Origin of the sequence: Bradyrhizobium sediminis (assembly GCF_018736085.1) — a bacterium.
Classification (GTDB): Bacteria; Pseudomonadota; Alphaproteobacteria; order Rhizobiales; family Xanthobacteraceae; genus Bradyrhizobium; species Bradyrhizobium sediminis.
Map to the genome: position 1 here is coordinate 2,068,254 of NZ_CP076134.1, position 26,543 is coordinate 2,094,796.

25 protein-coding genes are annotated in these 26,543 nt (G+C 61.1%); 17 read left to right on the top strand and 8 right to left on the bottom strand.

Going from position 1 to position 26,543, the window contains the following annotated elements; translation table 11 throughout:
• Window positions 1-80 precede the first annotated feature (80 nt).
• Window positions 81-1,094, bottom strand: coding sequence for a UDP-glucose 4-epimerase GalE (galE, locus tag KMZ29_RS09840; RefSeq protein ID WP_215623514.1), 1,014 nt, complete (start codon window positions 1,092-1,094; stop codon window positions 81-83).
• Window positions 1,095-1,179: 85 nt separating this feature from the next.
• Between galE and KMZ29_RS09845 the strand changes: the two genes are divergently transcribed.
• Window positions 1,180-2,271 (top strand): glycosyltransferase family 4 protein, encoded by a 1,092-nt coding sequence (locus tag KMZ29_RS09845; protein ID WP_215623515.1) that lies wholly within the window; start codon window positions 1,180-1,182, stop codon window positions 2,269-2,271.
• On the opposite strand, the gene KMZ29_RS09850 is transcribed toward KMZ29_RS09845, so the two are convergent.
• The 3 genes from KMZ29_RS09850 to waaF form a co-directional block, all read right to left on the bottom strand.
• Window positions 2,253-2,795, bottom strand: a complete 543-nt coding sequence (locus tag KMZ29_RS09850; RefSeq protein ID WP_215623516.1) for an HAD family hydrolase — start codon at window positions 2,793-2,795, stop codon at window positions 2,253-2,255. The genes KMZ29_RS09845 and KMZ29_RS09850 overlap by 19 nt on opposite strands.
• A complete protein-coding gene (locus KMZ29_RS09855) occupies window positions 2,792-3,403 on the bottom strand; it encodes a D-sedoheptulose 7-phosphate isomerase (RefSeq protein WP_249779881.1) in 612 nt (203 codons plus the stop codon). Before KMZ29_RS09855 ends, KMZ29_RS09850 begins: the two co-directional genes overlap by 4 nt.
• 69 nt (window positions 3,404-3,472) lie before the next feature.
• The gene (waaF, locus tag KMZ29_RS09860) at window positions 3,473-4,540 is read right to left on the bottom strand and encodes a lipopolysaccharide heptosyltransferase II (RefSeq protein ID WP_215623517.1); all 1,068 of its coding nucleotides are present in this window, start codon (window positions 4,538-4,540) and stop codon (window positions 3,473-3,475) included.
• Between the two features lie 173 nt (window positions 4,541-4,713).
• Between waaF and rfaD the strand changes: the two genes are divergently transcribed.
• From rfaD to KMZ29_RS09880, 4 genes are all read left to right on the top strand, one after another.
• Complete coding sequence (gene rfaD, locus KMZ29_RS09865; RefSeq protein WP_215623518.1) at window positions 4,714-5,694, top strand: ADP-glyceromanno-heptose 6-epimerase; 981 nt, start codon at window positions 4,714-4,716, stop codon at window positions 5,692-5,694.
• Between the two features lie 23 nt (window positions 5,695-5,717).
• Window positions 5,718-7,190, top strand: coding sequence for a D-glycero-beta-D-manno-heptose-7-phosphate kinase (gene rfaE1 / locus KMZ29_RS09870; RefSeq protein WP_215623519.1), 1,473 nt, complete (start codon window positions 5,718-5,720; stop codon window positions 7,188-7,190).
• A complete protein-coding gene (locus KMZ29_RS09875) occupies window positions 7,187-7,438 on the top strand; it encodes a hypothetical protein (RefSeq protein WP_215623520.1) in 252 nt (83 codons plus the stop codon). The genes rfaE1 and KMZ29_RS09875 overlap by 4 nt, the downstream gene beginning before the upstream one ends.
• Window positions 7,439-7,607: 169 nt before the next feature.
• Window positions 7,608-9,557, top strand: a complete 1,950-nt coding sequence (locus KMZ29_RS09880; protein ID WP_215623521.1) for a nucleoside-diphosphate sugar epimerase/dehydratase — start codon at window positions 7,608-7,610, stop codon at window positions 9,555-9,557.
• Window positions 9,558-9,867: 310 nt separating this feature from the next.
• Here KMZ29_RS09880 and KMZ29_RS09885 read toward each other — a convergent pair whose 3' ends face one another.
• The gene (locus KMZ29_RS09885; protein ID WP_215623522.1) at window positions 9,868-10,827 is read right to left on the bottom strand and encodes a lysylphosphatidylglycerol synthase transmembrane domain-containing protein; all 960 of its coding nucleotides are present in this window, start codon (window positions 10,825-10,827) and stop codon (window positions 9,868-9,870) included.
• Window positions 10,828-11,027: 200 nt separating this feature from the next.
• Here KMZ29_RS09885 and KMZ29_RS09890 point away from each other — a divergent pair, with 200 nt between their 5' ends.
• Both KMZ29_RS09890 and KMZ29_RS09895 read left to right on the top strand, forming a co-directional pair.
• Window positions 11,028-12,017 (top strand): NAD-dependent epimerase, encoded by a 990-nt coding sequence (locus KMZ29_RS09890; RefSeq protein WP_215623523.1) that lies wholly within the window; start codon window positions 11,028-11,030, stop codon window positions 12,015-12,017.
• Between the two features lie 7 nt (window positions 12,018-12,024).
• Window positions 12,025-13,437, top strand: coding sequence for a mannose-1-phosphate guanylyltransferase/mannose-6-phosphate isomerase (locus tag KMZ29_RS09895; protein ID WP_215623524.1), 1,413 nt, complete (start codon window positions 12,025-12,027; stop codon window positions 13,435-13,437).
• 185 nt (window positions 13,438-13,622) lie between these two features.
• Here the strand turns inward: KMZ29_RS09895 and KMZ29_RS09900 are convergent, their stop codons facing one another.
• The gene (locus tag KMZ29_RS09900; RefSeq protein ID WP_215623525.1) at window positions 13,623-13,994 is read right to left on the bottom strand and encodes a hypothetical protein; all 372 of its coding nucleotides are present in this window, start codon (window positions 13,992-13,994) and stop codon (window positions 13,623-13,625) included.
• Window positions 13,995-14,533: 539 nt separating this feature from the next.
• Here KMZ29_RS09900 and KMZ29_RS09905 point away from each other — a divergent pair.
• From KMZ29_RS09905 to KMZ29_RS09920, 4 genes are all read left to right on the top strand, one after another.
• Complete coding sequence (locus KMZ29_RS09905; RefSeq protein ID WP_215623526.1) at window positions 14,534-15,379, top strand: YqaJ viral recombinase family protein; 846 nt, start codon at window positions 14,534-14,536, stop codon at window positions 15,377-15,379.
• A complete protein-coding gene (locus KMZ29_RS09910; RefSeq protein WP_215623527.1) occupies window positions 15,363-16,610 on the top strand; it encodes an ERF family protein in 1,248 nt (415 codons plus the stop codon). Before KMZ29_RS09905 ends, KMZ29_RS09910 begins: the two co-directional genes overlap by 17 nt.
• 347 nt (window positions 16,611-16,957) lie before the next feature.
• Window positions 16,958-17,260 carry a type II toxin-antitoxin system HigB family toxin gene (locus tag KMZ29_RS09915; protein ID WP_249779883.1) on the top strand — a complete coding sequence of 101 codons (303 nt, stop codon included), beginning with the start codon at window positions 16,958-16,960 and terminating at the stop codon, window positions 17,258-17,260.
• A gap of 11 nt (window positions 17,261-17,271) precedes the next feature.
• Window positions 17,272-17,649 (top strand): helix-turn-helix domain-containing protein, encoded by a 378-nt coding sequence (locus tag KMZ29_RS09920; protein ID WP_215623528.1) that lies wholly within the window; start codon window positions 17,272-17,274, stop codon window positions 17,647-17,649.
• A gap of 126 nt (window positions 17,650-17,775) precedes the next feature.
• Here KMZ29_RS09920 and KMZ29_RS09925 read toward each other — a convergent pair.
• Window positions 17,776-18,842 (bottom strand): IS630 family transposase gene (locus KMZ29_RS09925; protein ID WP_215620268.1). Its coding sequence is split into 2 segments (ribosomal slippage): window positions 17,776-18,353 and window positions 18,353-18,842, totalling 1,068 coding nucleotides; the frame shifts between segments, so codons are not numbered across the junction.
• Window positions 18,843-19,019: 177 nt separating this feature from the next.
• Between KMZ29_RS09925 and KMZ29_RS09930 the strand changes: the two genes are divergently transcribed.
• Together KMZ29_RS09930 and KMZ29_RS09935 are read left to right on the top strand one after the other, a co-directional pair.
• Window positions 19,020-19,388 carry a type II toxin-antitoxin system HigB family toxin gene (locus tag KMZ29_RS09930; protein ID WP_249779884.1) on the top strand — a complete coding sequence of 123 codons (369 nt, stop codon included), beginning with the start codon at window positions 19,020-19,022 and terminating at the stop codon, window positions 19,386-19,388.
• An 11-nt stretch (window positions 19,389-19,399) separates the two neighbouring features.
• Window positions 19,400-19,786 (top strand): helix-turn-helix domain-containing protein, encoded by a 387-nt coding sequence (locus KMZ29_RS09935; RefSeq protein WP_215623529.1) that lies wholly within the window; start codon window positions 19,400-19,402, stop codon window positions 19,784-19,786.
• A 472-nt stretch (window positions 19,787-20,258) separates the two neighbouring features.
• On the opposite strand, the gene KMZ29_RS09940 is transcribed toward KMZ29_RS09935, so the two are convergent.
• Window positions 20,259-20,975, bottom strand: coding sequence for a hypothetical protein (locus tag KMZ29_RS09940; RefSeq protein ID WP_215623530.1), 717 nt, complete (start codon window positions 20,973-20,975; stop codon window positions 20,259-20,261).
• A gap of 609 nt (window positions 20,976-21,584) precedes the next feature.
• Here KMZ29_RS09940 and KMZ29_RS09945 point away from each other — a divergent pair.
• The 4 genes from KMZ29_RS09945 (at window position 21,585) to KMZ29_RS09960 (ending at window position 26,487) form a co-directional block, all read left to right on the top strand.
• Window positions 21,585-22,604 (top strand): Gfo/Idh/MocA family protein, encoded by a 1,020-nt coding sequence (locus KMZ29_RS09945; protein ID WP_215623531.1) that lies wholly within the window; start codon window positions 21,585-21,587, stop codon window positions 22,602-22,604.
• Between the two features lie 22 nt (window positions 22,605-22,626).
• On the top strand, window positions 22,627-23,775 hold the full coding sequence (locus KMZ29_RS09950) for a DegT/DnrJ/EryC1/StrS family aminotransferase (RefSeq protein ID WP_215623532.1): 1,149 nt from the start codon (window positions 22,627-22,629) through the stop codon (window positions 23,773-23,775).
• Window positions 23,776-23,898: 123 nt separating this feature from the next.
• On the top strand, window positions 23,899-25,431 hold the full coding sequence (gene murJ / locus KMZ29_RS09955) for a murein biosynthesis integral membrane protein MurJ (protein ID WP_215623533.1): 1,533 nt from the start codon (window positions 23,899-23,901) through the stop codon (window positions 25,429-25,431).
• Window positions 25,432-25,608: 177 nt separating this feature from the next.
• Window positions 25,609-26,487 (top strand): outer membrane protein, encoded by an 879-nt coding sequence (locus KMZ29_RS09960; RefSeq protein WP_215623534.1) that lies wholly within the window; start codon window positions 25,609-25,611, stop codon window positions 26,485-26,487.
• Window positions 26,488-26,543: the final 56 nt, after the last annotated feature.

Consider the following 26,543-nt stretch of genomic DNA (forward strand, 5'->3'; position numbering starts at 1 on the left):
TTGGCTTGCGAAACGTCCGTCTCCTTGCCCGCTATATGCCGGTTTTTCAAGCCAAATCAGGGCTTGCGCCGCATGAGATTTTAGGCCGAGGCCGCGTGCTGCAGCTCGCCATGGCGCTCGCGCAACAGTTTCTCTTCCCACGCCAGCGCATGCCTGGCGATGGTCTCGAGATTGTCGTATTGCGGCGTCCAGTCCAGCATGCTTTTGATGCGGGTAGTGTCCGCGATCATGGTCATGATGTCGCCGGGCCGGCGCGGCGCATATTGAACCGCGAAATTGCGCCCGGAGACGCGCCGAACCGCCTCGATGGTTTCCAGCACGGAATAGCCGCGGCCATAGCCGCAATTCAGCGTCGCCGACTGGCCGCCGTCGCGCAAATACGACAGCGCCGCGCGATGCGCCTGCGCGAGGTCGCTGACGTGGATGAAATCCCGGATGCAACTGCCGTCCGGCGTCGGATAATCCGTGCCGAACACGTCGACCTTGGCGCGCTGTCCGGTGGCCGCCTCGACCGCGATCTTCAGGAGATGCGTGGCGCCGACGGTTGCAAGCCCGATGCGCGCTTTGGGGTCGGCGCCCGCGACATTGAAGTAGCGCAGCGCGACGTAGCTCATGCCGTGTGCGGTGGCGACGTCATGCAGCATGATTTCGCTCATCAGCTTCGAGAAGCCGTAAGGCGACAGCGGCCGGGTCGGGGCGCTTTCGGGAACCGGAACCTGATCCGGATTGCCATAGACCGCAGCGGTCGACGAAAAGATGAAGCGGTTGACGCCGCACTTCACTGCCGCGTTCAGCAGGCTGCGCGTGGTCATGGTGTTGTTGCGGTAATAGGCGAGCGGATCGCGCATCGAATCCGGCACCACCACGGAGCCGGCAAAATGAACGATGCTCTTGACGTCATGCGCCGATATCACGCCCTCGACGAGGTTTTCGTCGCCGGCGTCGCCGATGAACAGCGGCACGCCTTCGGGCACGAATGCGGAGAATCCGGTCGAGAGATTGTCGACCACGACGACGCTTTCGCCGGCTTCCGCCATCGCAAGAACCGTGTGACTTCCGATATAGCCGGCGCCGCCGGTGACAAGCACAGTCATGAGCTCACCCATCTCCCGATTTATCCGCGTGATGCTATCCGGGGCGCGGTGAAGAGTGGGTTTCGGCGCATGCGAACTGGTCACTATGCTTAATGTTGCGTATAGGAAATCTCGCGAAACGGAGCCCGACGTGGCAAACGAGAACATTTCCGCGGATAACCTGCAGCTGATCGTGCCAAATCTGCACAGGCGCTATTCCGGCGTCACCGCGACCAACCGCATGGTGGCGCCGAAACTGGCGAAAATGTTCCGCGCCGGCTGGCTCGGGCCCGATGCGCCCGACGGCATCGCGCGGATCGGGGCGGCGGACCTCGTGAAATTATGGCGCCGCCGCAGTTCCCTGATCTGGCATGCGCGGCGCAACAACGAGATGATCGTGGGCGTAGTGCTGCGGTCGCTCGGCTGGCCCCTGAAGCTCGTATTCACCTCGGCGGCGCAGCGCCACCATACCTGGATCACGCGCTGGTTGATCCGGCAAATGGACGCGATCATCGCCACCAATGATATCTCGGCGTCGTTTCTCAAAGTGCAGGCGACCGTCATTCCGCATGGCGTCGATACCGACGCTTACGCGCCGCCGCGCGATCGCGCCGCGGCGTTCGCTGAAGCCGGATTGCCGGGCCGCTACGTGATCGGCTGCTTCGGCCGGGTGCGCGCGCAAAAGGGCAGCGACGTGTTCGTGGACGCGATGTGCCGGCTGCTGCCGCGCTATCCCGATTTCACTGCGGTCATGGTCGGCGCGATCACGCCCGAGCAAACCGCCTTCGCGGACGATTTGCGAAAACGCATCGATGCCGCGGGCCTGCAATCGCGCATCGTCATAACAGGCGAGTTGCCGATCGAGGAGGTGCCGCGCTGGTACCAGCGGCTGACGATCTACGCCTTCACCTCGCGCAACGAGGGTTTTGGGTTGACCCTGATCGAGGCGATGTCGGCGGGCGCGGCGCTGGTGGCCTCGCGCGCGGGCGCGGCGGAGCTCGTGGTCGAGGATGGCGTTACCGGCGTGCTGACGCCGACTGATGATGTCGATGCGCTGGTGGCCGCGCTGGAGCCGCTGCTGCGCGATCCGGCTTCAGCCGCGGCGATGGGCGAGCGCGGGCGGGCGCGGGTGCTGGAGAAATTCAGCCTTGAGGCGGAGGCGAACCGGATCGCGGAAGTTTACCGCACGCTGGTCTGAGCCATCACGCCGGCCACGAAGGCGTCGAGGTCGCCGCCCTCGAACAGAAACCCCGGCAGGCCCGCGGCCTCCGCCGCCTCGATATCGGTCGGGCGGTCACCGATGACGAAGCTGCCTTCGTGCCGCACCGGCCAGTGCTCCATCAGGTCGTGGATCATGCCCGGCGCCGGTTTGCGCCAGTGATGATCTTCGAGATAGCCGGCGACCGTCCCGGCCGGATGGTGCGGGCAATACCTGATGTCGTCGACGACAGCGCCCTGCGCCGCCAGCTCGTCAAGCATCCAGTCGTGCAGCTTGCCGACATCGTCCTCGGTGAAGTAGCCGCGCGCCACGCCGGACTGATTGGTGAAGAAGAACACGAAATAGCCGGCGTCGTTGAGGCGGCGGATCGCCTTCGCCGCGTTCGGCATCCAGCGGATCCGCTCCCGCGTGCCCATATAGCCGTCGTCGTGATTGACGACGCCATCGCGGTCGAGGAAGGCGGCGGGTCGAGGCGTCGAGCGGGCGGGATCGGCGCCGCTCATTTTCGCAGTGCCTCGCGCATCATGGTCCGCTCGATCTCGTCGCAAATGCCGTGGGCAACCGCGAGATGGATCTGCTGCACCACCGGCGTGTCGTCGGTCGGCGCGACCAGCAGGTGATCGCAGAGCGCGCCGAGCGCATCGCCCCTGAGCCCGGTGAAGCCGATGGTGACGAGCCCGATGTCGCGCGCCTTGCGCAACGCCGCCAGGATGTTGGGCGAACGTCCCGAGGTGGAAAGCGCCAGCAGCACGTCGCCGCGCCGGCCGAGCCCTTCGACCTGCCGGGCGAACACCTGCTCGAAACCGTAGTCGTTGGCGATCGCGGTCAGCGCCGAGGTGTCGGTGGTCAGCGCGAGCGCGGCATAGCCGGGCCGGTCCTGCTTGTAGCGGCCGATGATTTCGGCGGCGATGTGCTGGGCGTCGGCGGCGCTGCCGCCATTGCCGACGACCATGAGCTTGTTGCCGGCGCGCAACGCCGCGATCATGGCGGCCGCAATGGCGCGCGCGGCGGCGAGCATTGCCGCATCCTTGGTCGCCCGCTCCAGCGCTGCGAGCGACTGGCCGAGATGGGCTCCGATCGGATCTTTCGAATCTTTCGAATCTTGGCTCAACGCGCACCGTCAGGGTTGGAATTGGCCATCTTGGTAATGACCGCACCGCGGCTGCGCAAGCTCGCGGTGTCAGCGCGCAACGCCGGCTCCTGCCTCGGCCAGCACGCACCCGGCGATCGCAACCACGTCGGAAGCGGGAATGTCGCGCATGCAGCGATGGTCGTTCATGGTGCAGACCGGGCGGTGGCAGGGCTGGCACGGCACCGCTGTCCTGGTCTGCACCGTCGCGGCGAGGCCGTTCAGCGGCGCCCAGTGATAGGGGCTGGTGGGACCGAAAATGCCCATGGTCGGCGTGCCGATCGCCGCCGCAATATGCATCAGCCCGGAATCGTTCGATATCGCGACGCTGGCCGCCGCCATCGCCAGAATGCCGTTGCGCAGGTCGGTGCCGGTGAGGTCGCGGACGCGAGGTCCGCCTGCAGCCACGATCTCGGCCGCCAGCGCCTTTTCGCCGGGGCCGCCGACCACCCAGACATCAAGGCCGCGTTCGGCCAGCAGGCGCGCGGCTTCCGGATAGTAGGTCCAGCGCTTGGACGCGCCGACCGAGCCCGGTGCCAGGGCCACGGCAGGGCCCGTGCCAAGCCCGTTGGCCTGCCGCCAGCGGGCGCTTTCCTCAGGCGGCACATGAAGCTGCGGCACCGGCCATTCGCCCGGCAGCGGCGCGCCATCGGGCAGCGCCAGGGCCGCATTCTTGTCGATGAAGCGGGGCAGGGCCTTTTCGCCCCAGCGCCATTGGTTGATCAGCCCGAACCGGGCCTCGCCGACGAATCCCACCCGTTCCGGAATGCCCGCCAGCGCCGGCGCAATGGCCGATTTCCAGGTGCGGGGCAGCACCAGCGCGGTGCCGTAGCCCCTGGCCCTCAGCTGCTCGGCCAGGCCCCATTGCTTGGCCAGAGCCAGCCGGCTGCGCGGCAGGTCCCAGACGATCCCGGCGCGCACCCCGGGCATATAATCGACCAGCGGGGCGCACAGCGAGGTGACGAGCAGATCGACCGGCCGATTCGGCCAACGCTGCTTCAGGACGCGCACCACGGTATGGCCGCGGACGAAATCGCCGATCCACATGTAGGGAACGATCAGGATCGGCCGGGTATCGCCCGGGTCCTCCAGCGCCTTAAGTATTGAATCCAGACTCATATTTTGGTGGTCTTCCCCGGGGCATTTCAAACCTGTCGGTACCGGCTCCTCCGGGCGAGGTAAAGTCACCGTCCGGGGGGCAGCCTTCGTCTTCACCAAGCGGGACGCCCCAAGTTGCCTGCCGGGCTGGGTTGAGGCAAAGCTGCGATCCCACATCAAGGGCAGGGTACGGAATGTTGCTGGTGACCGGTGGCGCCGGTTTTATCGGATCGAATGTCGTGGCCGCGTTGAACGACGCCGGCCGCGCCGACGTGGCGGTGTGCGATGTGCTGGGCCATGACGGCAAATGGCGCAATCTCGCCAAACGCCAGGTTGCGGACATCGTGCCGCCGGCGGAACTGATGGACTGGCTCAAGGGCCGTCGGCTCGATGCCGTCATCCATCTCGGCGCCATCTCGGAGACCACGGCGACCGACGGCGATCTGGTGATCGAAACCAATTTTAGGCTGTCGATGCGGCTGCTCGACTGGTGCACGGCCAATGCGACGCCGCTCATCTACGCCTCGTCGGCGGCGACCTATGGCGACGGCGCGCAGGGCTTTCGCGACGACCAGTCGATGTCGGCGCTGAAGACGTTGCGGCCGATGAATCTGTACGGCTGGAGCAAGCATCTGTTCGACATGGCGGTCGCCGAACGCGCGGCCAGGAGCGAAAAGCTGCCGCCGCAATGGGTGGGCTTGAAGTTCTTCAACGTGTTCGGCCCCAACGAATATCACAAGGGCGCGATGATGAGCGTGCTGGCGCGTCGCTTCGACGACATCAGGGCCGGCCGCGTCGTGCAGTTGTTCAAGTCGCACCGCGAGGGCATCGCCGACGGCGATCAGCGCCGCGATTTCATCTATGTCGACGATGTGGTGCGGGTGATGATGTGGCTGCTCGCGACACCGTCGGTCAGCGGCATCTACAACGTCGGAACCGGCAAGGCGCGCAGCTTCAGGGATCTGATGCTTTCGGCCTATGCCGCGCTCGGCACGTCTGCGAATATCCAGTATATCGACATGCCCGAGCAGATTCGCGGCAGCTACCAGTATTTCACCGAGAGCGATGTCGGCCGGCTGCAGCGCGCCGGCTACAACGGCGGCTTCACGGCGCTGGAAGACGCGGTCGGGACTTACGTCAGGGGTTTTCTCGATTCCGCCGACCGCTTCCGCTGACGCGCAACGGATAACGAGTTCAGATGTTCGATTTTGAAGCCCTGTCGCATGCGATTGCCAGCCGGACGGTGATCTGCGTCGGCGATCTCATGCTCGACGAATTCGTCTATGGCGAGGTATCGCGTATTTCGCCGGAGGCGCCTGCGCCGGTGATCGCGGTCCAGCGCAGCGAGATCAATATCGGCGGTGCCGGCAATGTCGCGCGCAACATCGCCTCGCTCGGCGCACGCTGCATCTTTGTCGGACTGATCGGCGACGACGATTCGGGCGCGACGCTTAAATCGGCGCTGGCGCAGGAAGGCAGAATCGAAAGCGTGCTGGTGTGCGATCCCTCGCGGCCGACGACGCGGAAGGTGCGCTTCGTCTCCGAGCATTTCTCCACCCACATGCTGCGCGCGGACTGGGAACTGGCACAGCCTGCGGCAGCGGATATCGAGCAGAAACTGATCGACGCCATCCTGCCGCAGCTCGCCCGCGCCGACATCGTGCTGCTGTCCGACTACGCCAAGGGCGTGCTCACGGCTCGCGTGATCCGCAACGTCATCGACGCTGCGCGAAAGCTCGGCAAGCGCGTGATCGTCGATCCCAAGAGCGCCAATTTCGCGATCTACCGCGGGGCGACGCTGCTGACGCCCAACCGCAAGGAGTTCGCGGCGGCGACCCGCAGCCGCGCCGATACCGAAGACAGCATTGCGGTCGCAGCCCAGGATGCGATGCAGCTGGCCGACTGCGAAGCCATCCTGGTGAAGCAGAGCGAACACGGCATGACGCTGGTGCCGCGCAAGGGCGAGGCCATCCACGTGCCGGCGCATCCGGTCAAGGTGCGCGACGTCTCCGGCGCCGGCGACACCGTTGCCGCGGCGCTGGCGGTGGCGCTGGCGGCGGGGGCCGATTGGGAGACCGCGCTGCGGATGGCGAATGCGGCGGCCGCGGTGGCCGTCGGCAAGAAGGGTACCGCCAGCGTGACGCCGGCGGAACTGCGGCGCAAGATTCTGCCGCACGCTTTCCTCGCGGCGGAGGAAAAGATCGTGGCGACAGGCGGTGGCCTCGACGCGCAGCTTTCGGATTGGCGCAAGCAGGGATTGCGGGTCGGCTTCACCAACGGCTGTTTCGACATCCTGCATCCCGGCCACGTCAAGGTCTTGACCGCGGCGCGCGCCGCCTGCGACCGGCTGATCGTCGGTCTCAACAGCGACGCATCGGTGAAGCGGCTGAAGGGCGAGGGGCGTCCGGTCCAGGACGAGCGCGCCCGCGCCGAGGTGCTGGCGGCGCTGGAGGCGGTCGATCTCGTCGTTGTCTTTGAAGAGGACACGCCGCTCAAATTGATCGAGCAGATCAAACCGAGTATTTTGGTCAAGGGTGGCGACTACACCCGCGAGCAGGTCGTCGGGCACGAGATCGTTACGGTCGGCGGCGGTGAAGTGTTGCTCGTTGACGTGCTCCAGGGCTTCAGCACGTCATCGCTGATCGGACGGGCGCGCAAGGTAGACAGATGAAGACGAGCAACGCTAATTATCTAGCTGGCAAAACCTTGTTGTTTTGGGCCGATATCGAACGGCGAAAACTCGTCTCCGATGTTTTGGCAGTATTGGTTGTGGTTACATTGCTGTGGTCAACGTCGCTTCCAGCCATTTTTATCGCTATTTGGTTGCTGGTGCTGGTGCAGACAGGACATACAGCGCCTGTTGATGCCCCCCAGGCGGGTCGGTCCGCTAACCGTTGCGCAGACGAGTTCGATGCTTAGTTCTCCCTTGTTGGACTTCCAAGAGGGATGGATGTACGTACTTGGCGTGGACATCACGGGTGGATCGGTGACAAAAGCGGCCTCACAGTCGGCGGTTTTGCCGACCCTTAGGATGCCTTGAATCCCATGCTCTCTCGCTCAACAACTCAGAAGTCAGTTGCGATCTGTTATGCCCCCCGCTTATTTTGAACATTCAATAAATAGCCTTCGACGCCTGACCTGGCGCAACCTGCTCATTGCTGTTCACGATGCTGTAGTCACGACTATCGCGGTTCTCGCGAGCTTCTACTTGCGTTTCGAGGGACAGGAATTTCTAGTTCGGATTCCTCTCCTGTTTTTGATTTTGCCTTGTTTCGTCGCGTTTAGCGTCGTTGTTTGTTACGTCTTCAATCTGACCACAACAAAGTGGCGATTTGTTTCTCTTCCGGATGTTCTCAATATTTTACTCGTGGCGACCGTGCTGACGCTGACCCTTCTCGTCATCGATTATATTTTCCTTGCGCCCAATATCTATGGGTCGTTTTTCTTAGGCAAGACGACGATGCTGATCTACTGGTTTCTTGAGGTTGCCTTCCTCAGTGGATCTAGGCTGGCGTATCGTTATTTTCGCTATAGTCGCACCCTCAACCGAGCAAGAGCTCTGGACGCGGTGCCGACGCTGCTAATCGGCCGGGCTGCCGACGCAGAGATTTTCCTTCGCGCGGTCGAGAGCGGCGCTGTGAAGCATCTCTGGCCCGTTGGCGTACTCTCTCCGTCCAGGGCTGACCGCGGGCAAACGATACGTGGTATGCCGGTGCTCGGGGGAATTGATGATCTCAACGAGATTTTGAACGAGTTCATCAAGCATCAGAAACCTGTTGAACGTATCGTTATGACGCCATCGGCTTTCGAGCCGGACTCTCAACCGGATTCGGTTCTCATGCTGAGTCGCAGGCTGGGGCTGATCGTCAGTCGTCTCCCCTCGCTCGAGGAGAGCAGGGAGATGCCGCAGTTGGCTCCTGTTGCGGTGGAGGACCTGTTGCTTCGTCCAAGCGAGACGATCGACTACAATCGACTTGAGACTTTGGTGAGAAACAAGTCGATCGCGGTGACCGGTGGTGGCGGATCAATCGGATCTGAGCTCTGTAATCGTGTTGTTGCGTTTGGCGCAAGCAGATTGCTGATTATCGAGAATTCCGAGCCTGCACTTTACGCTATCAGCGAATCCCTGACGAGCAAGAATCGCATCGCCGTGATTGAAGGCCGAATTGCCGATATTCGTGACCGTGATCGAATGCTTCGCCTAATGGAAGAATTCAAACCTGATATCGTCTTTCATGCAGCAGCCCTCAAACATGTACCGATTCTTGAGCGCGACTGGAGCGAAGGTGTCAAGACGAATATTTTTGGATCGATGAACGTCGCAGATGCGGCATTGGCTGCGGGCGCTGAAGCGATGGTTATGATATCGACCGACAAGGCAATCGAACCGGTTTCCATGCTTGGTCTAACCAAACGCTTCGCTGAGATGTACTGTCAAGGACTTGATCGCGAACTTGCGGCGCAGGTGAAAGAAAAGCCCCCGATGAGGCTAATCTCGGTGCGGTTCGGAAATGTGCTGGCTTCGAACGGATCGGTCGTACCGAAATTCAAGGCGCAGATCGAGGCAGGTGGGCCAGTAACTGTCACCCACCCGGATATGGTGCGTTATTTCATGACGATCCGCGAAGCGTGCGATCTGGTCATAACGGCGGCGAGCTATGCATTGACGCCGGCGCGCCGGGATGTGTCGGTGTTTGTTTTGAACATGGGCCAGCCGGTCAAGATCGTTGATCTTGCTGTGCGAATGATCCGTCTATCCGGACTTGAACCGTATCACGATATCGACATCATTTTCACCGGCATGCGGCCGGGAGAGCGGTTGAACGAAATCCTTTTTGCGAAAGAAGAGCCGACGATTGAGATCGGCTTGTCGGGGATCCTGGCGGCCAAGCCGAACGAATTTCCCCTGGAGATGTTGCGCCGATGGATCGCCACGTTGGCGGAGGCGATTGCAAACGAGGACAAGGCGGCCATTCGTTCAATTTTAAAGCACGCGGTGCCTGAGTTCAGATCCAATACTATTTCTATCTCAGATTGACATGACGATAGAGGAAAGGCTGTAGCCTAACCGGTCGCCACCATGGAGCGTGGGTGATCGAGCGGCGAAAGTTCATGAGGGAGTTGAAGCTTGAGCTGCGCGGACTGGGTGAGTAAGTTTGCAAACGATCCGCAACATGCGGTTGCTGACCAGCAGCAATGAAGCCCAGGCAGTTGGAGATCTGGCGGCTGAAGCACAAGGTCACCAAAGCTGAAATCGAACAAGACAGCTATGGGAACGGTATATTGCACAGAAAGCTGATGCTTCTGCCGTCAGGTGACTCTCCTACCTGTCTCGGGAAGCAGTTCGTCTATTCTGGGATTTTGACTGCGGCCGAACCCTGAAATGCCTTTTCCGCGCTGAAAATCCATACCAGCCCGCCGCAGGCGCCGACGATGAAGGACACTGCTCCGAACAGCAGCGAGATGTTCACGCCTTCACTTGTCACCAGCCCGGCATATCCGAACGCCAGGCCCATGGTGGCCTCGCGGACGCCCCAGCCGGCGATCGAGATCGGCAGCATGGTGATCAGCATCACCGGCGGAATCAGCTGGAAGATCTGGCCGAACACGACCGGCGCCGCGATCGACTGCACCACGCACCAGGCGATGACGATGGTGAGAACGTGGACCAGCGACGACAGCACCGCGATTTTTGGTCCGCGCTGCCGGCTGAAGATGACGCGGTTGGCGATTACCGAGCAGGCGTGCAGGTGATGCGTGCCCCACCACCGCTTCAGCCAAAGCCATGGCAACCTGCCAAGAATCAGGAATCCCGCTCCGCCCGCAAGGGCGGCGAGATCGACGAACAGCAGCGCCGATCGGCCATGGGGATCGCTGATCAGCTTGTAACTCCATGGCAGGCTTGCCACGATGATGACCGCAAGCGCGATCAGGCCGATCGCGCGGTCGACGAAGATGGAGTAGGTCGCGGCGCGCCATCCGGCGCCGGCGCGCGCCAACAGCCATAGCCGCACCGCGTCGCCGCCGATCGAGGACGGCAGTGTCTGATTGAAGAACGTCCCGATGACGTTGTAGCGCATCGCCTGCGCGGTTCCGAGCGGCGCGCCGCATTCTGCGCTGATCTCGCGCCAGCGCAGCACGCCGACGAAGATCTGCAGGAACGACACCGCAATGGCGAGGCCAATCCAGCCCAGGCTCGCGACGTTGAAGCGCGAGGCGAGTTCGTAAAAATTGACCTTGCGGAGCGCGAGATAAAGCAGCGCCGCGGAGATCAGTATTTTTGCCGCTGAAAGCAGTATCCGGCGCATGTCGCTCGCGCTCTCGGGTTTGAGAATGTGTCAGAAGAACGCGATCCGGTGGCCGGGCGTTGCATTTCGACCGCCTTGGTATGGTTTTGAAGTCGATATGGCAATAGCCGGGCAAACGGGTATTGCCGCACCCTCGACACGGCAGGTAAAGAGGGCCGGCCGGAGCGGCCGCAGCTGAAATCGATGCCCTCGAGGATACGATGGCGGATCAAACAATATTGGTCACGGGTGCGGCCGGCTTTATCGGCTTTCACGTTGCCCGCCGGTTGCTGGCGGAAGGCCGCGAGGTTTTTGGTCTGGACAGCCTCAACAGTTCTTACGACCCTGCCTTGAAGCAGGCGCGGCTGAGTATCCTGCGCGAAAATCCGCGGTTCGATTTCGTCCAAACCGACCTTGCGGACCGCCGGTCGATGGCGTCGCTGTTTCAGCAACACCGGTTCGAGGTGGTGGTTCACCTGGCGGCTCAGCCTGGCGTGCGCTATTCGATCGACAATCCTCACGCCTATGTCGACGCCAATCTCGAAGGTTTCGTCAACGTCCTGGAAGGATGCCGGCACAATGGATGCCGTCACCTGATTTATGCGTCGTCGTCGTCGGTATACGGCGTCAACGCGAAGCTGCCGTTTTCCGTCGATGACAGGACGGACCATCCGATCAGCTTCTATGCCGCGACCAAGAAGGCCAATGAAGTGATGGCTTATTCCTATAGCCATCTCTATCGCCTTCCGGTCACCGGCCTGCGGTTCTTCACTATCTACGGGCCGTGGGGACGGCCCGATATGGCGGTTTTCCTGTTCACCAAGGCCATCGTCGAGGGCACGCCGATCAAGCTTTTTAACCATGGCAGGATGCGGCGGGATTTTACCCATGTCGATGACGTCAGCCGTGTAGTATTGCGCCTTGTCGATCGGGTTCCGGCAAGTGAGGGTGAAACCGGAGTGCCGCCGGCCAAGCTTTACAATGTCGGTAACAATCACCCGGAAGAACTCATGCACGTCGTGTCAATTCTGGAGAAGGAGTTGGGCCGCACGGCGATAAAGGATATGTTGCCGATGCAGCCCGGCGACGTCATGGAGACTTTCGCGGATGTCGACGACCTGATGCGGGACTTCGGCTTCCGGCCCGAGACGTCCATCGAGGCTGGTCTGCGCGATTTCGTCGCGTGGTATCGCAGTCACTACAAGGTTTGAGGCGCCGATGACCGGACGAATTATTCCCCTGATCATGTGCGGCGGCGCCGGGACGCGGCTGTGGCCGGCCTCGCGCGAGGTTCATCCGAAGCAGTTCCTGCCGCTGTTCGGGCCGCGCTCGACCTTTCAGGATACCATGGTGCGGGTGTCGGATGCGGCGCTGTTCGAGCGGCCGATCGTCATCACCAACACCGCCTACCGCTTCATGGCGCTGGAGCAATTGGCCGAGATCGGGCTCGAGGCCGATGTCGTGCTGGAGCCGATGCGGCGGGATTCCGGGCCGGCGATCGCCGCCGGCGCTGCCTTTGCGCAGATGCGCGACGGCGAGGCGGTCGTGCTGGCGCTCGCCGCCGATCACGTCGTGCGCGACACCAATGCGTTTCTCGCCGCCTGCCGGCAGGGTTTCACCGACGCCGAAGCCGGACGCATCGTCACCTTCGGCGTTGCGCCCGAGCGCGCGGCCACCGAATACGGCTACATCAGTCCGGGCGGGGCGATTTCAGGCGAGGTCCGCAGCGTCGCGAAATTCGTCGAGAAGCCGGATGCGAAGACGGCGGCCGAATACGTCAAGGCGGGCTACCTCTGGAACAGCGGCAACTTCATGTTCCGCGCGTCGGTGCTGCTCGATGAATATCGCAACGTCGATGCGGACAGCGTGCAGGCCGTCACCGATGCCGTGACCAAAGCAGGCCGCGATCTCGGCTTCATCACGCTCGATCCCGACGCCTTCGGATCGGCGAAGGCGATCTCGATCGACTATGCCGTGATGGAAAAGACCGCGCGCGCCGCGGTGGTTCCGGTTTCCTGCGGCTGGTCCGATGTCGGCTCCTGGCATGCGGTCTGGGAATTGTCGGGCAAGGACGACCAGGGCAACGCCGCGCAAGGCGCCGCCGTGTTCGAGGATTCCCGCAACTGCAACGTCTCCACCGACCGGGCGCTGGTGGCGCTGGAGGGGGTCGACGATCTCGTTGTGGTGGCGACCCAGGACGCGGTGCTGGTGTCGCGGCAAAAGGATGCCAACGGCCTGAAGCGGCTGGTGGCGAAACTCAAGACGGTAGCGCCTGAAGTCACCGAGGATCACATCAAGGTGCACCGGCCGTGGGGCAGTTACCAGTCGGTCGACAATGGCGACCGTCACCAGGTCAAGCGGATCATCGTTAAGCCGGCCGGCCGGCTGTCGTTGCAGAAGCATCACCATCGCTCCGAGCACTGGATCGTGGTGCGCGGCGCGGCGCGGGTGACGGTCAACGAAACGGTGAAGACCGTGCACGAGAACGAATCGATCTACATCCCGATCGGCGCGGTGCACCGGCTGGAAAACCCCGGCAAGATTCCGCTGGAACTGATCGAGGTTCAGACCGGCAGCTATCTCGGCGAGGACGATATCATCCGCATCGAGGACGACTACCAAAGATCGTGAGCACCAGCGATCGTGACGAGGAATTTCCGTTTCAGCGAAATCGTTGGCTATTCGTCGAGTTAGGTTCGCAGGGAACGTGCGCGGGTGATTGTCATGAAGTTCCCCCGATGACCGCGACGGTCTTTTGCGAAGATGGACGCGCAACGACTCCAGCAGATCAGGCCTCCTCAAATCCGCTTCACAAGCTAGCCAAGTTTTTCGTGCCTCTCATCCCGCAGCGGCAGAAAGCTTTGTGCCTCGCATCGGTCAACGATGGCGGACAATCGCATTGAATCGTATCTGCTATCCTTAAAAAATACGGAATACACCCGCTGCTTTGATTGCTCTGTAGCGCCGCTCCTCAAGCAAATGATCCATGGAGCAGATGAAATTGGGTGGGCAGCGATGGGTCCCGCGACTTCAAGTGGCTCGGCAAGTTTGGCTTCGGCGGCAGCCTTCTTCAGATCTTGAACGGAGGTCGAAAGGAAGGGGGCGGGGTCTTCCCTGGGCGGTAGATCTTCAACAACGGATAAGCAGGCCACGAGGACGAGACACGGCAAGACCTTGGCCAATTGCATCTGTTTGTTCCCATTTCTATGGTTTCGTCCAAGTCCAAGGACAATTTTCGGACTGCAAAAACCAAAGAGGCCTGACCGGCAGTCATTTCGGCGAGGATGACATCATCCGCATCGAGGATGATTACCAGCGCTCGTGATAACTCCCTCTTCGCAGCTAGGTTGTTTGGCTACCGCACTCACAACGTCAGGACTTAGAACCATTGATGGGCCGCTGAGCATTCCGGAGGCGGACGCCCAGTCCGCCTCCATTCTCAAAAAGAAACTCGATTCCTGCGGTTTCAAGCGTACGGCGGATGGCTGCCAAATTTGATGCGGTCATTTGTGGAGGCCCGTCCGCAGATTCAGCGCGGCGTATCGTGGCTACGCCCAGAACGGCCTCTCTTGCCAAGTCTTCTGCCGTCCAACGTATGAGAGCACGCGCAGCTCGAATATGAGCGCTCGTGATATTTTTAAGATCATCTGATTTCCTATTGACCAAGGCCGACTCATTTGATATGTAAGCGATCATAAGATATTAAAGAGATCAAAGAGAGATTCTTATGTCATGTGATCGTGTGTTCTCTCAGGTCAAAAAGCAAAGCCTATTTGACCGCAAGAATTTTATCGGCGGCTCCGATGCCCGGATCATCATGGGCAAGGACGAGAAGGCCCTGCTGCGGCTCTGGAAGGAGAAGCGGGGCGAGGCAACTCCCCCGGACCTATCGGCCGTATTGATCGTCCAGCTCGGTTTGGTGACCGAAGACCTCAACCGCCGCTGGTATGAACTAAACTCCGGCCACCGGATCGGCGATGTCCAGCGCCATGCGATCCACCGGACCATCCCATGGATGGCCGCCACGCTGGACGGGCTGGTCAAGGAAACCGGCGCGGTGTTCGAGGCCAAGTTTATGCTGCCTTGGTCATTCTCGGACGAGGGGGCCGCCGAGAAGCATATGGCCCAGCTCCAGCACAACATGCTGGTCGCTGGCACCAAGAAGTCCGTGCTCTCGATCATTAACGGCGGGGGCAAGTGGATTGAACTCTCCATCGAAGCCGACCCGATCTACCAGACCATCTTGATCGCAGCGGAAAAGGCTTTCTGGCGGGCGGTCAAGACCGGCGAACCCCCAGCTTTGTTCGATTGCGAACCTCCGAAACCACGGATCGAGGCGGTCCGGGTGGTCGACATGAACGCCTCCAACTCCTGGGCGGAATTTGCGGCCCTGTTTCGCGAGACCCGAAGCGCTCACGAAGAGCACGAGCGCGCCAAGACCGAACTCAAGACCTTGATGCCGGAGGACGCCAAGGAGGCCATGGGCCACGGCATTCGGGCGAAGCGCTCAAAGTCTGGCGCGGTCAGCTTCGACCTGGTCGAGATGGAGGCCAGCCATGCATCGGTCCAGTGAAAGCGTCGCGGCTATCGCCACGGCTCTGGCCAAGGCCCAGATCGATCTCTCCAACCCCGAGAAGGCGATGGTCGGGACCGTCTACAACAACCGATCGGACAGCCCCCAAAGCTTCCGCTATGCCTCTCTGGCGAGCGGCCTCGACATCGTTCGGAAGGTCTTGGGTAGCCAGCAAATCGCGGTCGCCCAGACGACCGACATCGATCGGGCCAATGGCACGGTCAACCTCACCACCCTCCTGCTGCACACGTCAGGGGAATGGATCTCCTCGGACTGGCCGGTCTGCCAGCTATCGGAGACATCCGCGCCCCGACGGATGGGGGCGGCGCTGACCTACGCCCGCCGCTATGCGCTGTTTACGATGGTGGGGATCGCCGGCGAGGACGATCTCGACGCCCCGGATCTCACCACCGATCAGCCTGAAGGAGACAAGGCTGTCGGTACGGGCGTTACCCCCAATCCCAACGTCAGGCCGGCCCCGGTCCGCCCCAGCCAGTTCCGAGCCGGGAACGCGCGCATGCCGATTCACGAAAAGCTCAGTACCGAGGACTCAGCCGCGATCAGGGCCGAACTGCTCCGGGAAATCGAAACCCTTCCAGAAGAGGACCTGCATTCCCGCGCGATCGCCATCCTGAAGGCTAAGAACCGCCTGTCATTAAATCACGCCAAACAGGTCGAGGACGCCTTCGCAGCGAGGATGGCGCTGCCAGGCGCGTTGGTGGAGGTTCTTACGAGGGATGAGCCTATGTCTGCTCCGACAAATCCACCGCCGCCCCAGCTGCCCCCAGTTTCAACGGACGCCGTCAAGCCGCCGCGGCCCAGGCGTTCGAGAAGGGTCAAAGTCGCGACCGAGCAAACTGCTGCGCCAGTCGACGACAGCCTGTCGGCTTCGGTACGTCTTCAAGCCGACGGTGACCCCGCTAGGATCCAAAAGAGCGAGCTCGCGATCAGCGAGCCGCGCCGGCATCGCGATAAAGGCCATCTCAGGTTTGTCGCGTCGCAGCCTTGTTTGGTCTGCGGCAGAAGCCCCGCTGACGCCCACCATCTGCGATTCACCCAGCCGCGGGCGATGGGACGCAAGGTCAGCGACGAATTCACGGTCCCTCTGTGTAGAACCCATCACCGGGACAATCATCGCTTTGGAGATGAGCAGGCTTGGTGGGGCAGACAGGCTATCGACCCTGTCGGGGCGTCACGACAGCTCTGGGTTTCAACGCGGCGTATTGAATGAGGGCGACGTGATTTATTCCCGTCCTTGCCGGATCAGCGACGAGTTCACCGTACCCCTGTGCCGAACCCTTCACCGGATCAACCGTCGTTTCGGAGACGAAGTCGCCTAGTGGGAGAGACATCCTTGACCGCAGCGAACGACCTCGCCGCTCGTCGGGCGCTGGAAGCCGCCGGCGTCGAGTTCATTGATGAGAACGGCGGTTGCCCAGGCGGCCGCCCTCGAAAGCCCGCAAAAGAAAAGTCGCGGAAATAAGCGGATCCGGCGCACGGCCGGTTTGCGAATTCGAAATACACCCCGTGCGCAGAAATACGCTTGGTCCCAACATGGGACTATGGTAGGGTTATTCCGTGAGGATCATTGCGCTCAGTACGCTCAAGGCTTTCATCAGCCGAAGCCCCGCGCACGCTGATGCGCGCGAACCATTGATGGCCTGGTACCGGCAGGTCAGGGGAGCCGACTGGGCGACGCCGGCGGATGTGAAGCGAGCCATCGGCAGCGCAAGCATCCTCAACGACGGTCGTGCGGTGTTCAACATTGCCGGCAACAAGTATCGCATCGTGGTGTGGATCAATTATCCTTATCGCGTCGTCTATATCCGGTTCCTCGGCACGCACCGGCAGTACGATGGGATCGATGCACAAACCGTTTGAAGGTAGAAGTCATGGACATTTTGCCAATCAAGAGCCAGCGCGACTACCGTAAAGTCCTCAAGGAGATCGAGGGCCTGATGATGGCGAAACGCAACACGCCCGAGGGTGATCGCCTCGACGTGCTTGTCACGCTGGTGGAGGCGTGGGAGCGAAAGCATTATCCAATGGATCTTCCAGACCCGGTGGAGGCGATCAAGTACCATATGGATCAAAATGGGCTGCAGCCTCGCGACCTCATTCCCTTCATCGGCAGTCGCAACCGGGTGCATGAGGTGCTAAATCGAAGGCGCTCGCTGACGCTCAAAATGATCTGGCGACTACATGAGGGACTGGGCATTCCCGCAGAGTCGCTGATTAAAATGGGACAGGAGCAGGGGCAGGCAGCCTGAGACTAAAAGGCTCACAACCGCGCCTAGAGCCGCCTGCGTCGAGTTCATCGACGAGAATGGTGGCGGCCCCGGCGTGCGTCTTCGAAAGCACGCCAGAGATAAGCCAAGAAAATGATACCAACGGCCTCAAGGAATGACCGTCGCCCAGGTTCTGGATGTGATTGAGGCAACGCGCTCGGGGTCGTCGGCGAAGAAGCGCCAAGCAGCGCAGGATTTGTCGACAATGTCGTCGTAGCTTTCGAACACGGTGATGGCGAGTTTGTTGCCGCGCAGATATTCCCAGACATTCTCGACCGGGTTCAGCTCTGGAGCGTAGGGCGGCAGGCGGACGAGCGTGATGTTGCTTGGAACGGAGAGACGCGCCGCGACGTGATAGCCTGCGCCATCAATGACGAGCGCAGCATGTGCTCCCGGCGCAACACGGCGGCCGATTTCGGCCAGATGCATGGACATGGCATCGGTATCGGCGGCGGGCAGGACGAGCGCCGCCGTAGCTCGGCGTTGCGGACAGACGGCGCCAAAAATGTAAGCCCACTCGTAGCGTTGGTCGCGTGGCGCACGAGGCCGTGTTCCTCGCTTGGCCCAGACGCGGGTCAGCGTCCCTTGCTGGCCGATGCGGGCTTCGTCCTGGAACCAGATTTCGATGGGTTTGTCTTTCGCGCGGTCGGGGAGTTGCGCCGCGACCGTTGCGGCAAAGTTTTTTTAAAGGCCTCCTGGGCTTCTTCGTCGGCCTGCGGATGGCGCGGACGCACCGAGAGCCGGCGGTAGCCGAGCTTCGCCAGCACCTTGCCGACCGAGCGTTCATGCAATGCGACGCCAAAGCGCCGTTGCAACTCGTCGCGCAAATCCACGCGCCGCCAGCGCACTACCCCATGGCGAGCCGGATCGGGCCCGGCCTCAACCAGCTTGGCCAGTTCGGCTTGCTGCTCCGCTGTGAGTTTTGGCGTGGGACCTGGCGTCTTCAAATCGTGCAGGCCGTCCAAGCCCTCAGCGTTGTAGCGATGCACCCAATCCCGCAGGGTCTGGCGATCCATGCCGCAGCTCTCCGCCGCCGACTTGCGATCCATCCCATCGAGCACCATCGCAAGAGCCAACATCCGCCGTGCTGCTGAACCATCCTTCTCCCGGCCCGCCGCCGCACGAAGGTCCTTTGCCGTCAAATCAAGCCGTAGGATCCTAACCGCTCCACCCATCGATGCTGCTCCTCTCAAAAGCAAACATCGAGTCAGAGTTTCTCTGATTTGGGAATCCCAAAATGAGTCAAAAGCCGCGGCCGTTGGTATGAGAGGACAGATCGCACGCTAGCAGTTGGTTGGCCGGCGCTTTTGTAGAACGAGCCCAAATCTTTGCGGCCCATTCCTCCGGAATGGATGCGCCTGAATCCCTTTCAGATTTTTCTCTTGTTCCCGTATTGGGAACAGTGCTATAAGGCACGCATGCGGGTGATTGCGCGAAACGTTCTCCTGACCTATGCCCGCGTGCATGCTGAAACGGCGATTCCGCTTGAGCGTTGGTATCGGCTAGTCAAGGCCGCGAATTGGACTTCGATGGACGACATTCGTCGTGCTGCTCCGAAATCCAAGGTCCTTAATCGTGATCGTATCCGCTTCGAAGTTGCTGGCGGAGACTATCGGCTGATCGCCGCATTCGACTTCCGTCGGCAAATTGCGTTCGTGAAGTTTATCGGCACGCACGCTGAATACGATGCCATCGACGCTCTGACTGTCGCTCGATTTTGATGAGGACCGCCATGCAAATCCGCCCGATTCGCAATGACAAAGACCACCGCGCCGCACTCGCGGAGATCGAGAAGCTTTGGGGCGCGTCCAGTGGGACATCAGAGGGCGATAAGCTCGACATTCTCGTCACGCTGGTCGAGACGTATGAGGAGCGGCGTTGGCCGCTCAAGAGCCGTCGGCGGTTTGACCCGGTCGATGTGCTGCAGTATGCGATCGAGGAGCTCGGTCACAGTCAGGCGGAGCTTGCAGACATTCTCGGCTCGCGGTCGCGCGCTTCGGAGGTTCTGGCTCGTCGTCGGCCCCTTACCCTTGAGATGATTCAAAAAATCAATGCCAGTTGGAAAATCCCGGCCGATCTTCTTGTTCAGCCTTATCGGGTCACCGCAAAGGCAGCGTGAAAGAGATTGGTGAGGTTTTGCTCAGCCTCGCACTTAGCGAAACAAGGTCTTCGATCGCTTCCGGCGACCAAGCGATGTCCATGTCGCCAATCGCTTAGGGGCTGGACGCTTGCGCTTGCCGTTCCAAGAATTAACCCATGCCCTGACCTGTTCATGCGGGACATTTCCCCTCGATCAACCATCGTTTTGGCGACGAGCAAGCCTGGTGGGGTCGACAGGCGATCGATCCCCTGAACGATTAATTTCGTATTTGCTTCATCTGGACCCCGGATGGTCCGGAATCTTAGCGTCATTTTGAACCTGAAAAGCTCGGTGATGCAACGGGACGGGACGCCAGAGCGCCCGCGTCCAGGCGAAGGCGCACTACCATGGCGATCCCTTCCGGCATCCCATGGTCGCGCGACTTCATTCCGGCGATCATGTTTATCGCATCCAGCAAGGCAACTTGCAGCAACTGAAGTTCGGCGCGGGATCAACCTTCAGGATCAGTCTTCCCTGAAACACCGGTCGGTTTTGCAGGCAGCACTTCGATCTCGACAGATTTTGCGTCAACGGCTTTTGCCACGTAGAATTTCTTGTATTCTTTGATCATCACCAATCGCTTCAACGCCTTCTCGATCCTCCGGTCGATTTCGGCGAGGATCTTCAATTCCCTTTCCGTAATGTCCGGATGGTAAGCTCGCTCGATCTGATCAAGCTTCTGTTTTTCAGCGGCATGAAGCGTTGGAACGATGAGATCTTTGCTGACGAGGTTCAGCTCTTTGGCCAACGTGGTTAGCTTCTCGAATTCAACGGCTTCGCTGTCGGCTTTCGCTTCATCGGGCTTAATGATTCGCTCCATGTGTTTGACGATCATGTCGCAGACAACCTGCGCGGCCTTGATTTGCGACTTGGCTGCGGCGCGAGCGTCATCAGCCACGCGATCCCAATCGTCGCTGCTGGCGTCAGCCACAGTAGGGTCCCCCTGCTTTTGGAGGGCCTGTTTCAATCCGGCTTCGAACCGGAGTTTTTTCCAGTGCAGGCTAGCCAGATCAAATACCGCTGTTTCTTCCGAGACGGCACCTGGACAGTATTCGTCGCGAAGGGCTTGCAGTAGATCGTCGAAATCCTGCTGATTTTCCCAGGGTAGAACGAAGTCGTTAGAATAAAAACCGTGTGAGAGGGCATTTTTAGGTTTAGAATTAGGCATTTTAAGATCTCCTATAAATTATATTTGAAATATTGAGCAATAAATACAACCATTATATATTTATATTTCAATATTTATAAGTATATCATAATATAATTATTTTTCAACTAGTATACGAGCCAAATTTCGATCCTAAGTATACTATAAGGCACAACTATCAAGTGTATTCTTGGTTATGCTCGCATAAGATGTATTTGTCGGAAACGAGGTCCAACGGCCGGAGTTGATGGCACCCTGAGCTGGTCTTGCCAGTTTGCGAAATGAAGCCAATGGGGCGCTCCAACGCGGACCTGGATAACCTCAGGCTTCTCCGTGTGTGCTACGTCGCTGAAGCTGAGCGTCTCCTGCTGTCAGTGATTGGACGTGTAGCTGATCGACCGGGATCATTTCCGTCAGATTATCTACGCCGAGACGTCACTTACGCTCTGATCTAATCGCGTCGCTGCGAGCTACGATTGCGCTCAATTCGGAAACCGATTGATCGAAGGACGGTGTAATTTTTTGAATCAAAACGTGTCCGGGATCGCCTCTCTGCATTCGCCACGTGTGTGGCGACGTGCTAGGAGAGCGACCGGGATATTCGTGACGAGGGATACCGGGGTTGAGAAGATGAGTTCCAAAGGGGCCGCATCGGGGGTGAAGGCCGAGGCGAAGCGTTCGCTTCGCATCGGCGTGATCGGCGCAGGCGTCATGGGCAGCAATCATGCGCGCGTGCTGGCCGGCTTGCCGGACATCACGCTGGTCGGCGTCGTCGATCCCCTGCAGGCGCATCGGACGCGTGCGACGGACCTGACCGGCTGCCGCACCTTCGCAAGCCTGGACGATCTGATCGCGGAAGGCGTCGAGGCGGTGACCATTGCCGCGCCGACCCACCTCCATCACGAGGTCGCGCTCGCCTGCATCGCGCGCGGCATTCACATCCTCGTCGAAAAGCCGATCGCGCCCTCGGTGGCGGAGGGACAGGAGATCGTCGCCGCGGCCCACCGCGCCGGCGTGACGCTGATGGTGGGGCATGTCGAACGGTTCAACCCGGCGGTCGCCGCCATCAAGAAGGCGCTGTCGGGCGAAGACATTCTTTCGATCGCGATCACGCGCGTCGGCCCGTTCCCGCCGCGGATGTCGAATGTCGGGGTGGTGATCGACCTTGCCGTGCACGACATCGATCTGATCCGCTGGTTCACCGAGTCCGATATCGTCGAGGTGCAGCCGCAGCTTTCCAGCGCCGTCGCCGAGCGCGAGGATATCGCGCTGTTGCAGTTCCGCACTGCCTCCGGCGTGCTCGCGCACATCAACACCAACTGGCTGACGCCGTTCAAGGCGCGCAGCGTCACGGTCGCGACCCGCGGCAAATATGTGATGGGCGATCTCCTGACCCGTCAGGTCACCGAGTGCTTCGGCTTCAAGCCGGACGGCAGCTATTCGATGCGCCATCTGCCGGTCGGCCATGACGAGCCGTTGCGCGCCGAATTGATCGCGTTCCTTCATGCCGTGCGCTCCGGCAACGTGCCGGCGGTGACCGGCGATGAAGGCGTCGCCAGTCTCGAAATCGCGATCCAATGCCTGGAAACTCCGACAAAGCCGACCGCAGCCTCAGCAGCCCTCAAGGGGCCGCGCCGCGTTGTCGGCTGATCGTACTCTTCAGAGAAGTCACATGAACCAGCATACGCCAGCTCAACCTATCGCTTTCATCGATGTCGTCGAACAGCGCCGCCGTCTGGGCAAGCGAATCGACGATGCGGTCGCACGGGTGTTGACGCATTGCCAGTTTATAAACGGGCCTGAAGTGGCGCGTCTGGAGGCTGACCTGGCGGCGTTCAGTGGAGCGAAACATGTGGTGGCCTGCGCGAGCGGCACCGATGCTTTGCTCATGGTCTTGATGGCAAAGAAAATCGGTCCGGGCGACGCCGTCATCTGCCCGACGTTTACCTTCTGTGCAACGGGCGAGGTGGTCGCACTTCTCGGGGCGACGCCGGTATTCGTCGACGTCGATGAGGCAACCTTCAACATCGATCCTACCTCCCTGAAAGCCGGAATCGTGGCGGCAAAAAAGCAGGGCTTGAAGCCGCGGGCCGTTATCCCGGTCGATCTGTTCGGCCAGCCGGCCGACCATCACGCCATTGCGGCGATTGCCGAGGCCGAGGGGATGTTCGTGCTCGATGACGCGGCCCAGAGCTTCGGGGCCGCCTACAAGGGACAACCGCTGGGAACATTTGGACTTGCGACCGCCACGAGCTTCTTCCCGGCCAAGCCGCTCGGCTGTTTTGGCGATGGTGGGGCGATCTTCACCGACGATACCGAGCTTGCCGAAACCCTGCGCAGCGTGCGTGTGCACGGCCAGGGATCCGACAAATACGATAACGTCAGACTTGGCCTCACGGCGCGTATCGATACGATTCAGGCGGCGATCCTGATCGAAAAACTCAAGATATTCCCTGACGAGATTGCCGCGCGGAATGCGGTCGCCAAGCGATACAATGAGGGACTTGGCAATGCCGTGATCGTTCCTCGCGTGGAGCAGAATTGTACGTCGGTATGGGCGCAGTACACGATTCGACTTCCGGAAGGCGGTCGGGACGTCATGGCTGCGACATTAAAGGCACAGGGCATTCCGACCGCGATCTATTATCCGAAGTCGCTGCACCAGCAAACCGCCTACCGAAATTTTCCGGTTGCAAGCGGCGGCCTTCCGGTGAGCGAGAGACTTTCCGGGGAAGTCATCAGCCTGCCGATGCATGCCTATCTTGACGAACCGACGCAGGAGCGGGTCATCAGGGCTGTGCGCGGCGCGGTTAGCGCATGATCCCGACCCGAAGGGCCGCGTTGGCGCAAAGTGGCGTCCGGTTTTCGGAAAAGATCATGCGCAAAGAAAGAATCACCTGATTTCGCCGTTTTGCAGCGCCGCCGCTTGCTGTAGAAGCGGCTGATGCTCGGACGTATCTTCACCGTCGGCGGCTTTACGCTCCTTTCGCGGCTGACCGGCTTCGCGCGCGACATCATGCTGGCCGCGATTCTCGGCGCCGGTCCGGTGGCGGATGCGTTCTTCGTGGCGTTGCGGCTGCCCAATCATTTTCGCGCGATCTTCGCCGAGGGCGCCTTCAATGCGGCGTTCGTGCCGGCCTACGCCCATGTCCACGGCGAGCGCGGCGCGGCGTCGGCGCGATTGTTTGCCGACCGTATCTTCACCCTGCTGTTTCTGACGCAACTGGTGCTGCTGGTCGTCGCATGGCTGTTCATGCCGCAGGTGATCGCCGTCCTGGCGCCGGGATTTACCGACGATCCGGCCCGCGGCGAGCTCGCGATCACGCTGACCCGGATTACCTTCCCCTATCTGCTGCTGGTGACGCTGGTGACGCTCTATGGCGGCATGCTCAATGTGATGCACCGCTTCGCCAGCGCCGCGGCGGCGCCGATCTTCCTCAATCTGTCGATGATGGCGACGCTGGCGCTGGCGGCGTTCTTTCCCGGCGCCGGCCATGCGGCGGCGTGGGGCGTGTTGATCGCGGGCTTCCTCGAATTTTTCCTGCTGGCGGGCGACGCGGCGAAGAGCGGCATCCTGCCGCGGTTCGCACCGCTCAAGCTCGACGAGGATGTCCGCGCCTTCTTTCGTGCGCTGGGGCCCGCGACGCTGGGTTCGATGGGGACGCAGGTCGCCCTGTTTGCCGACACCATCATCGCGACGTTCCTGCCGGCGGGAGCGCTGTCGGCGCTGTATTACGCCGACCGGCTCAATCAGCTGCCGATCGGCGTCATCGGCATCGCCATCGGCACCGTCCTGCTGCCGGAGATGTCGCGCAGCCTGACCTCGAACGACCAGGCCGGCGCGATGGCGTCGCAGCGGCGCGCCTTCGAGTTCACGCTGTTGTTCTCGGTGCCGTTCGTCGCCGCCTTCCTGACCGTGCCCGACGTCATCATGCGGGCGATGTTCACCCGCGGCGCGTTCACGAAGGCCGATGCCGCGGCGGCCGGCGCCACGCTCGCCGCCTACGCGATCGGGCTGATCCCGTTCGTGCTGATCCGCAGCGCGGTCGCGACCTTTTACGCCCGCAAGGATACCGCGACGCCGGTCAAGGCGGCGCTGACCGGGGTCGCCGTCAATGTCGCGCTGAAGATCGCGCTGGTGGGCGCGCTCGCCCAGGTCGGCCTCGCGCTCGCGACCGCGGCCGGGGCCTGGATCAATCTCCTGCTGGTGGTCGGGTTTGCGGTGCGGGCAGGGTATCTCGATCTCGACCGGGCGCTGATGCAGTCGCTGGCGAAGTTTGCCGGGTGCGGCGTCGCATTGGCGACCGCGCTCTGGTGTGCCGCTTGGTTCGCGACCCCGCAGCTCGCGCATTTGGGGGTGTTGCGTGACGAGGCGGCGCTGGTGCTGCTGGTTGCAACCGGCGCGGTTGTATATGCCAGCTCGATCCTGCTGCTATTTGGCCGCAATTGGCTGGTGTCGCTGGTTCGTTCTTCATAAATTCGCTCGATATTTCAAGTGTATATGACCGATGCCGCGATCGTCCGCCGCACTGGCTCCTTTTTGCAACATCCGCGAGCAAAATGCTGGAGGGGTACAACTCTGAATCCCCTCGACCGGGAATCCCCGTTAAGATCGCGCCAGGTTTCGATTTGATCTTACGAACAGGGGCTCCCCATGCGCGCTTCGACATTCAAGGCAATCGCGACCGCGGCCTTCGCCGCGGTGGCAGCAATTCCGGCAGCGTCCGCGGCGGATCTCGCTCCGCGCTACACCAAGGCGCCGCCCGTGGTCGTGGCCGTCTATGATTGGACCGGCTTCTATATTGGCGGAAACCTTGGCTACAGCTGGGGTCGCGAGCGAACCGATGGAACGCAGTCGGGTACTCAGAATGTCAGCGTTTTCCGCACGGCGGGACCAGTCTTGGAGTCCTCCGTTACCACGGCTCTTTCGGCGCCTTTGACCGGGCGGGCCAATATGGACGGATTCATTGGCGGCGGACAGATCGGATATAACTGGCAGCGCAGCAGATGGCTATTCGGCCTGGAGGCGGATTTCCAGGGCAGCGACGAACGCGCGACGGCCGGTGTCTGTACGATTGCCGGCTGCCCGCTGGGATCGGCGGTTTTCACGGCAAACTACAAGCTCGACTGGTTCGGCACCGTACGTGGTCGGGCTGGCTTTCTTGCGACGGATCGCGTGCTGCTTTACGCCACGGGGGGTCTCGCTTACGGTCATCTCTCGGCGGATGATCCGTTGGTGTCGTTTGGTTGGGGCTCGACCCGCGCCGGCTGGACGGTGGGTGCAGGCGTAGAGGCTGCGATCAACAGCAACTGGTCGGTCAAGCTCGAATACCTGTACATGGATCTTGGCGACTTTGGCGGCAATTCTGCATCGGCAACCGTCGTGACGAACGCTTTGAACACGCCGACACAAGGCTTCAATACGGTCACGACGACGACCCTCGCATCGGCTGTCAATACCCGATTCACTGACAACATCGTTCGCGTCGGCGTCAATTATCGTTTCGGCGGTCCGGTGGTCGCGAAGTATTGATCTCGACGCGAACGCTGCTCCCGACAATCAAAGCCCCGGCATCGGCCGGGGCTTTT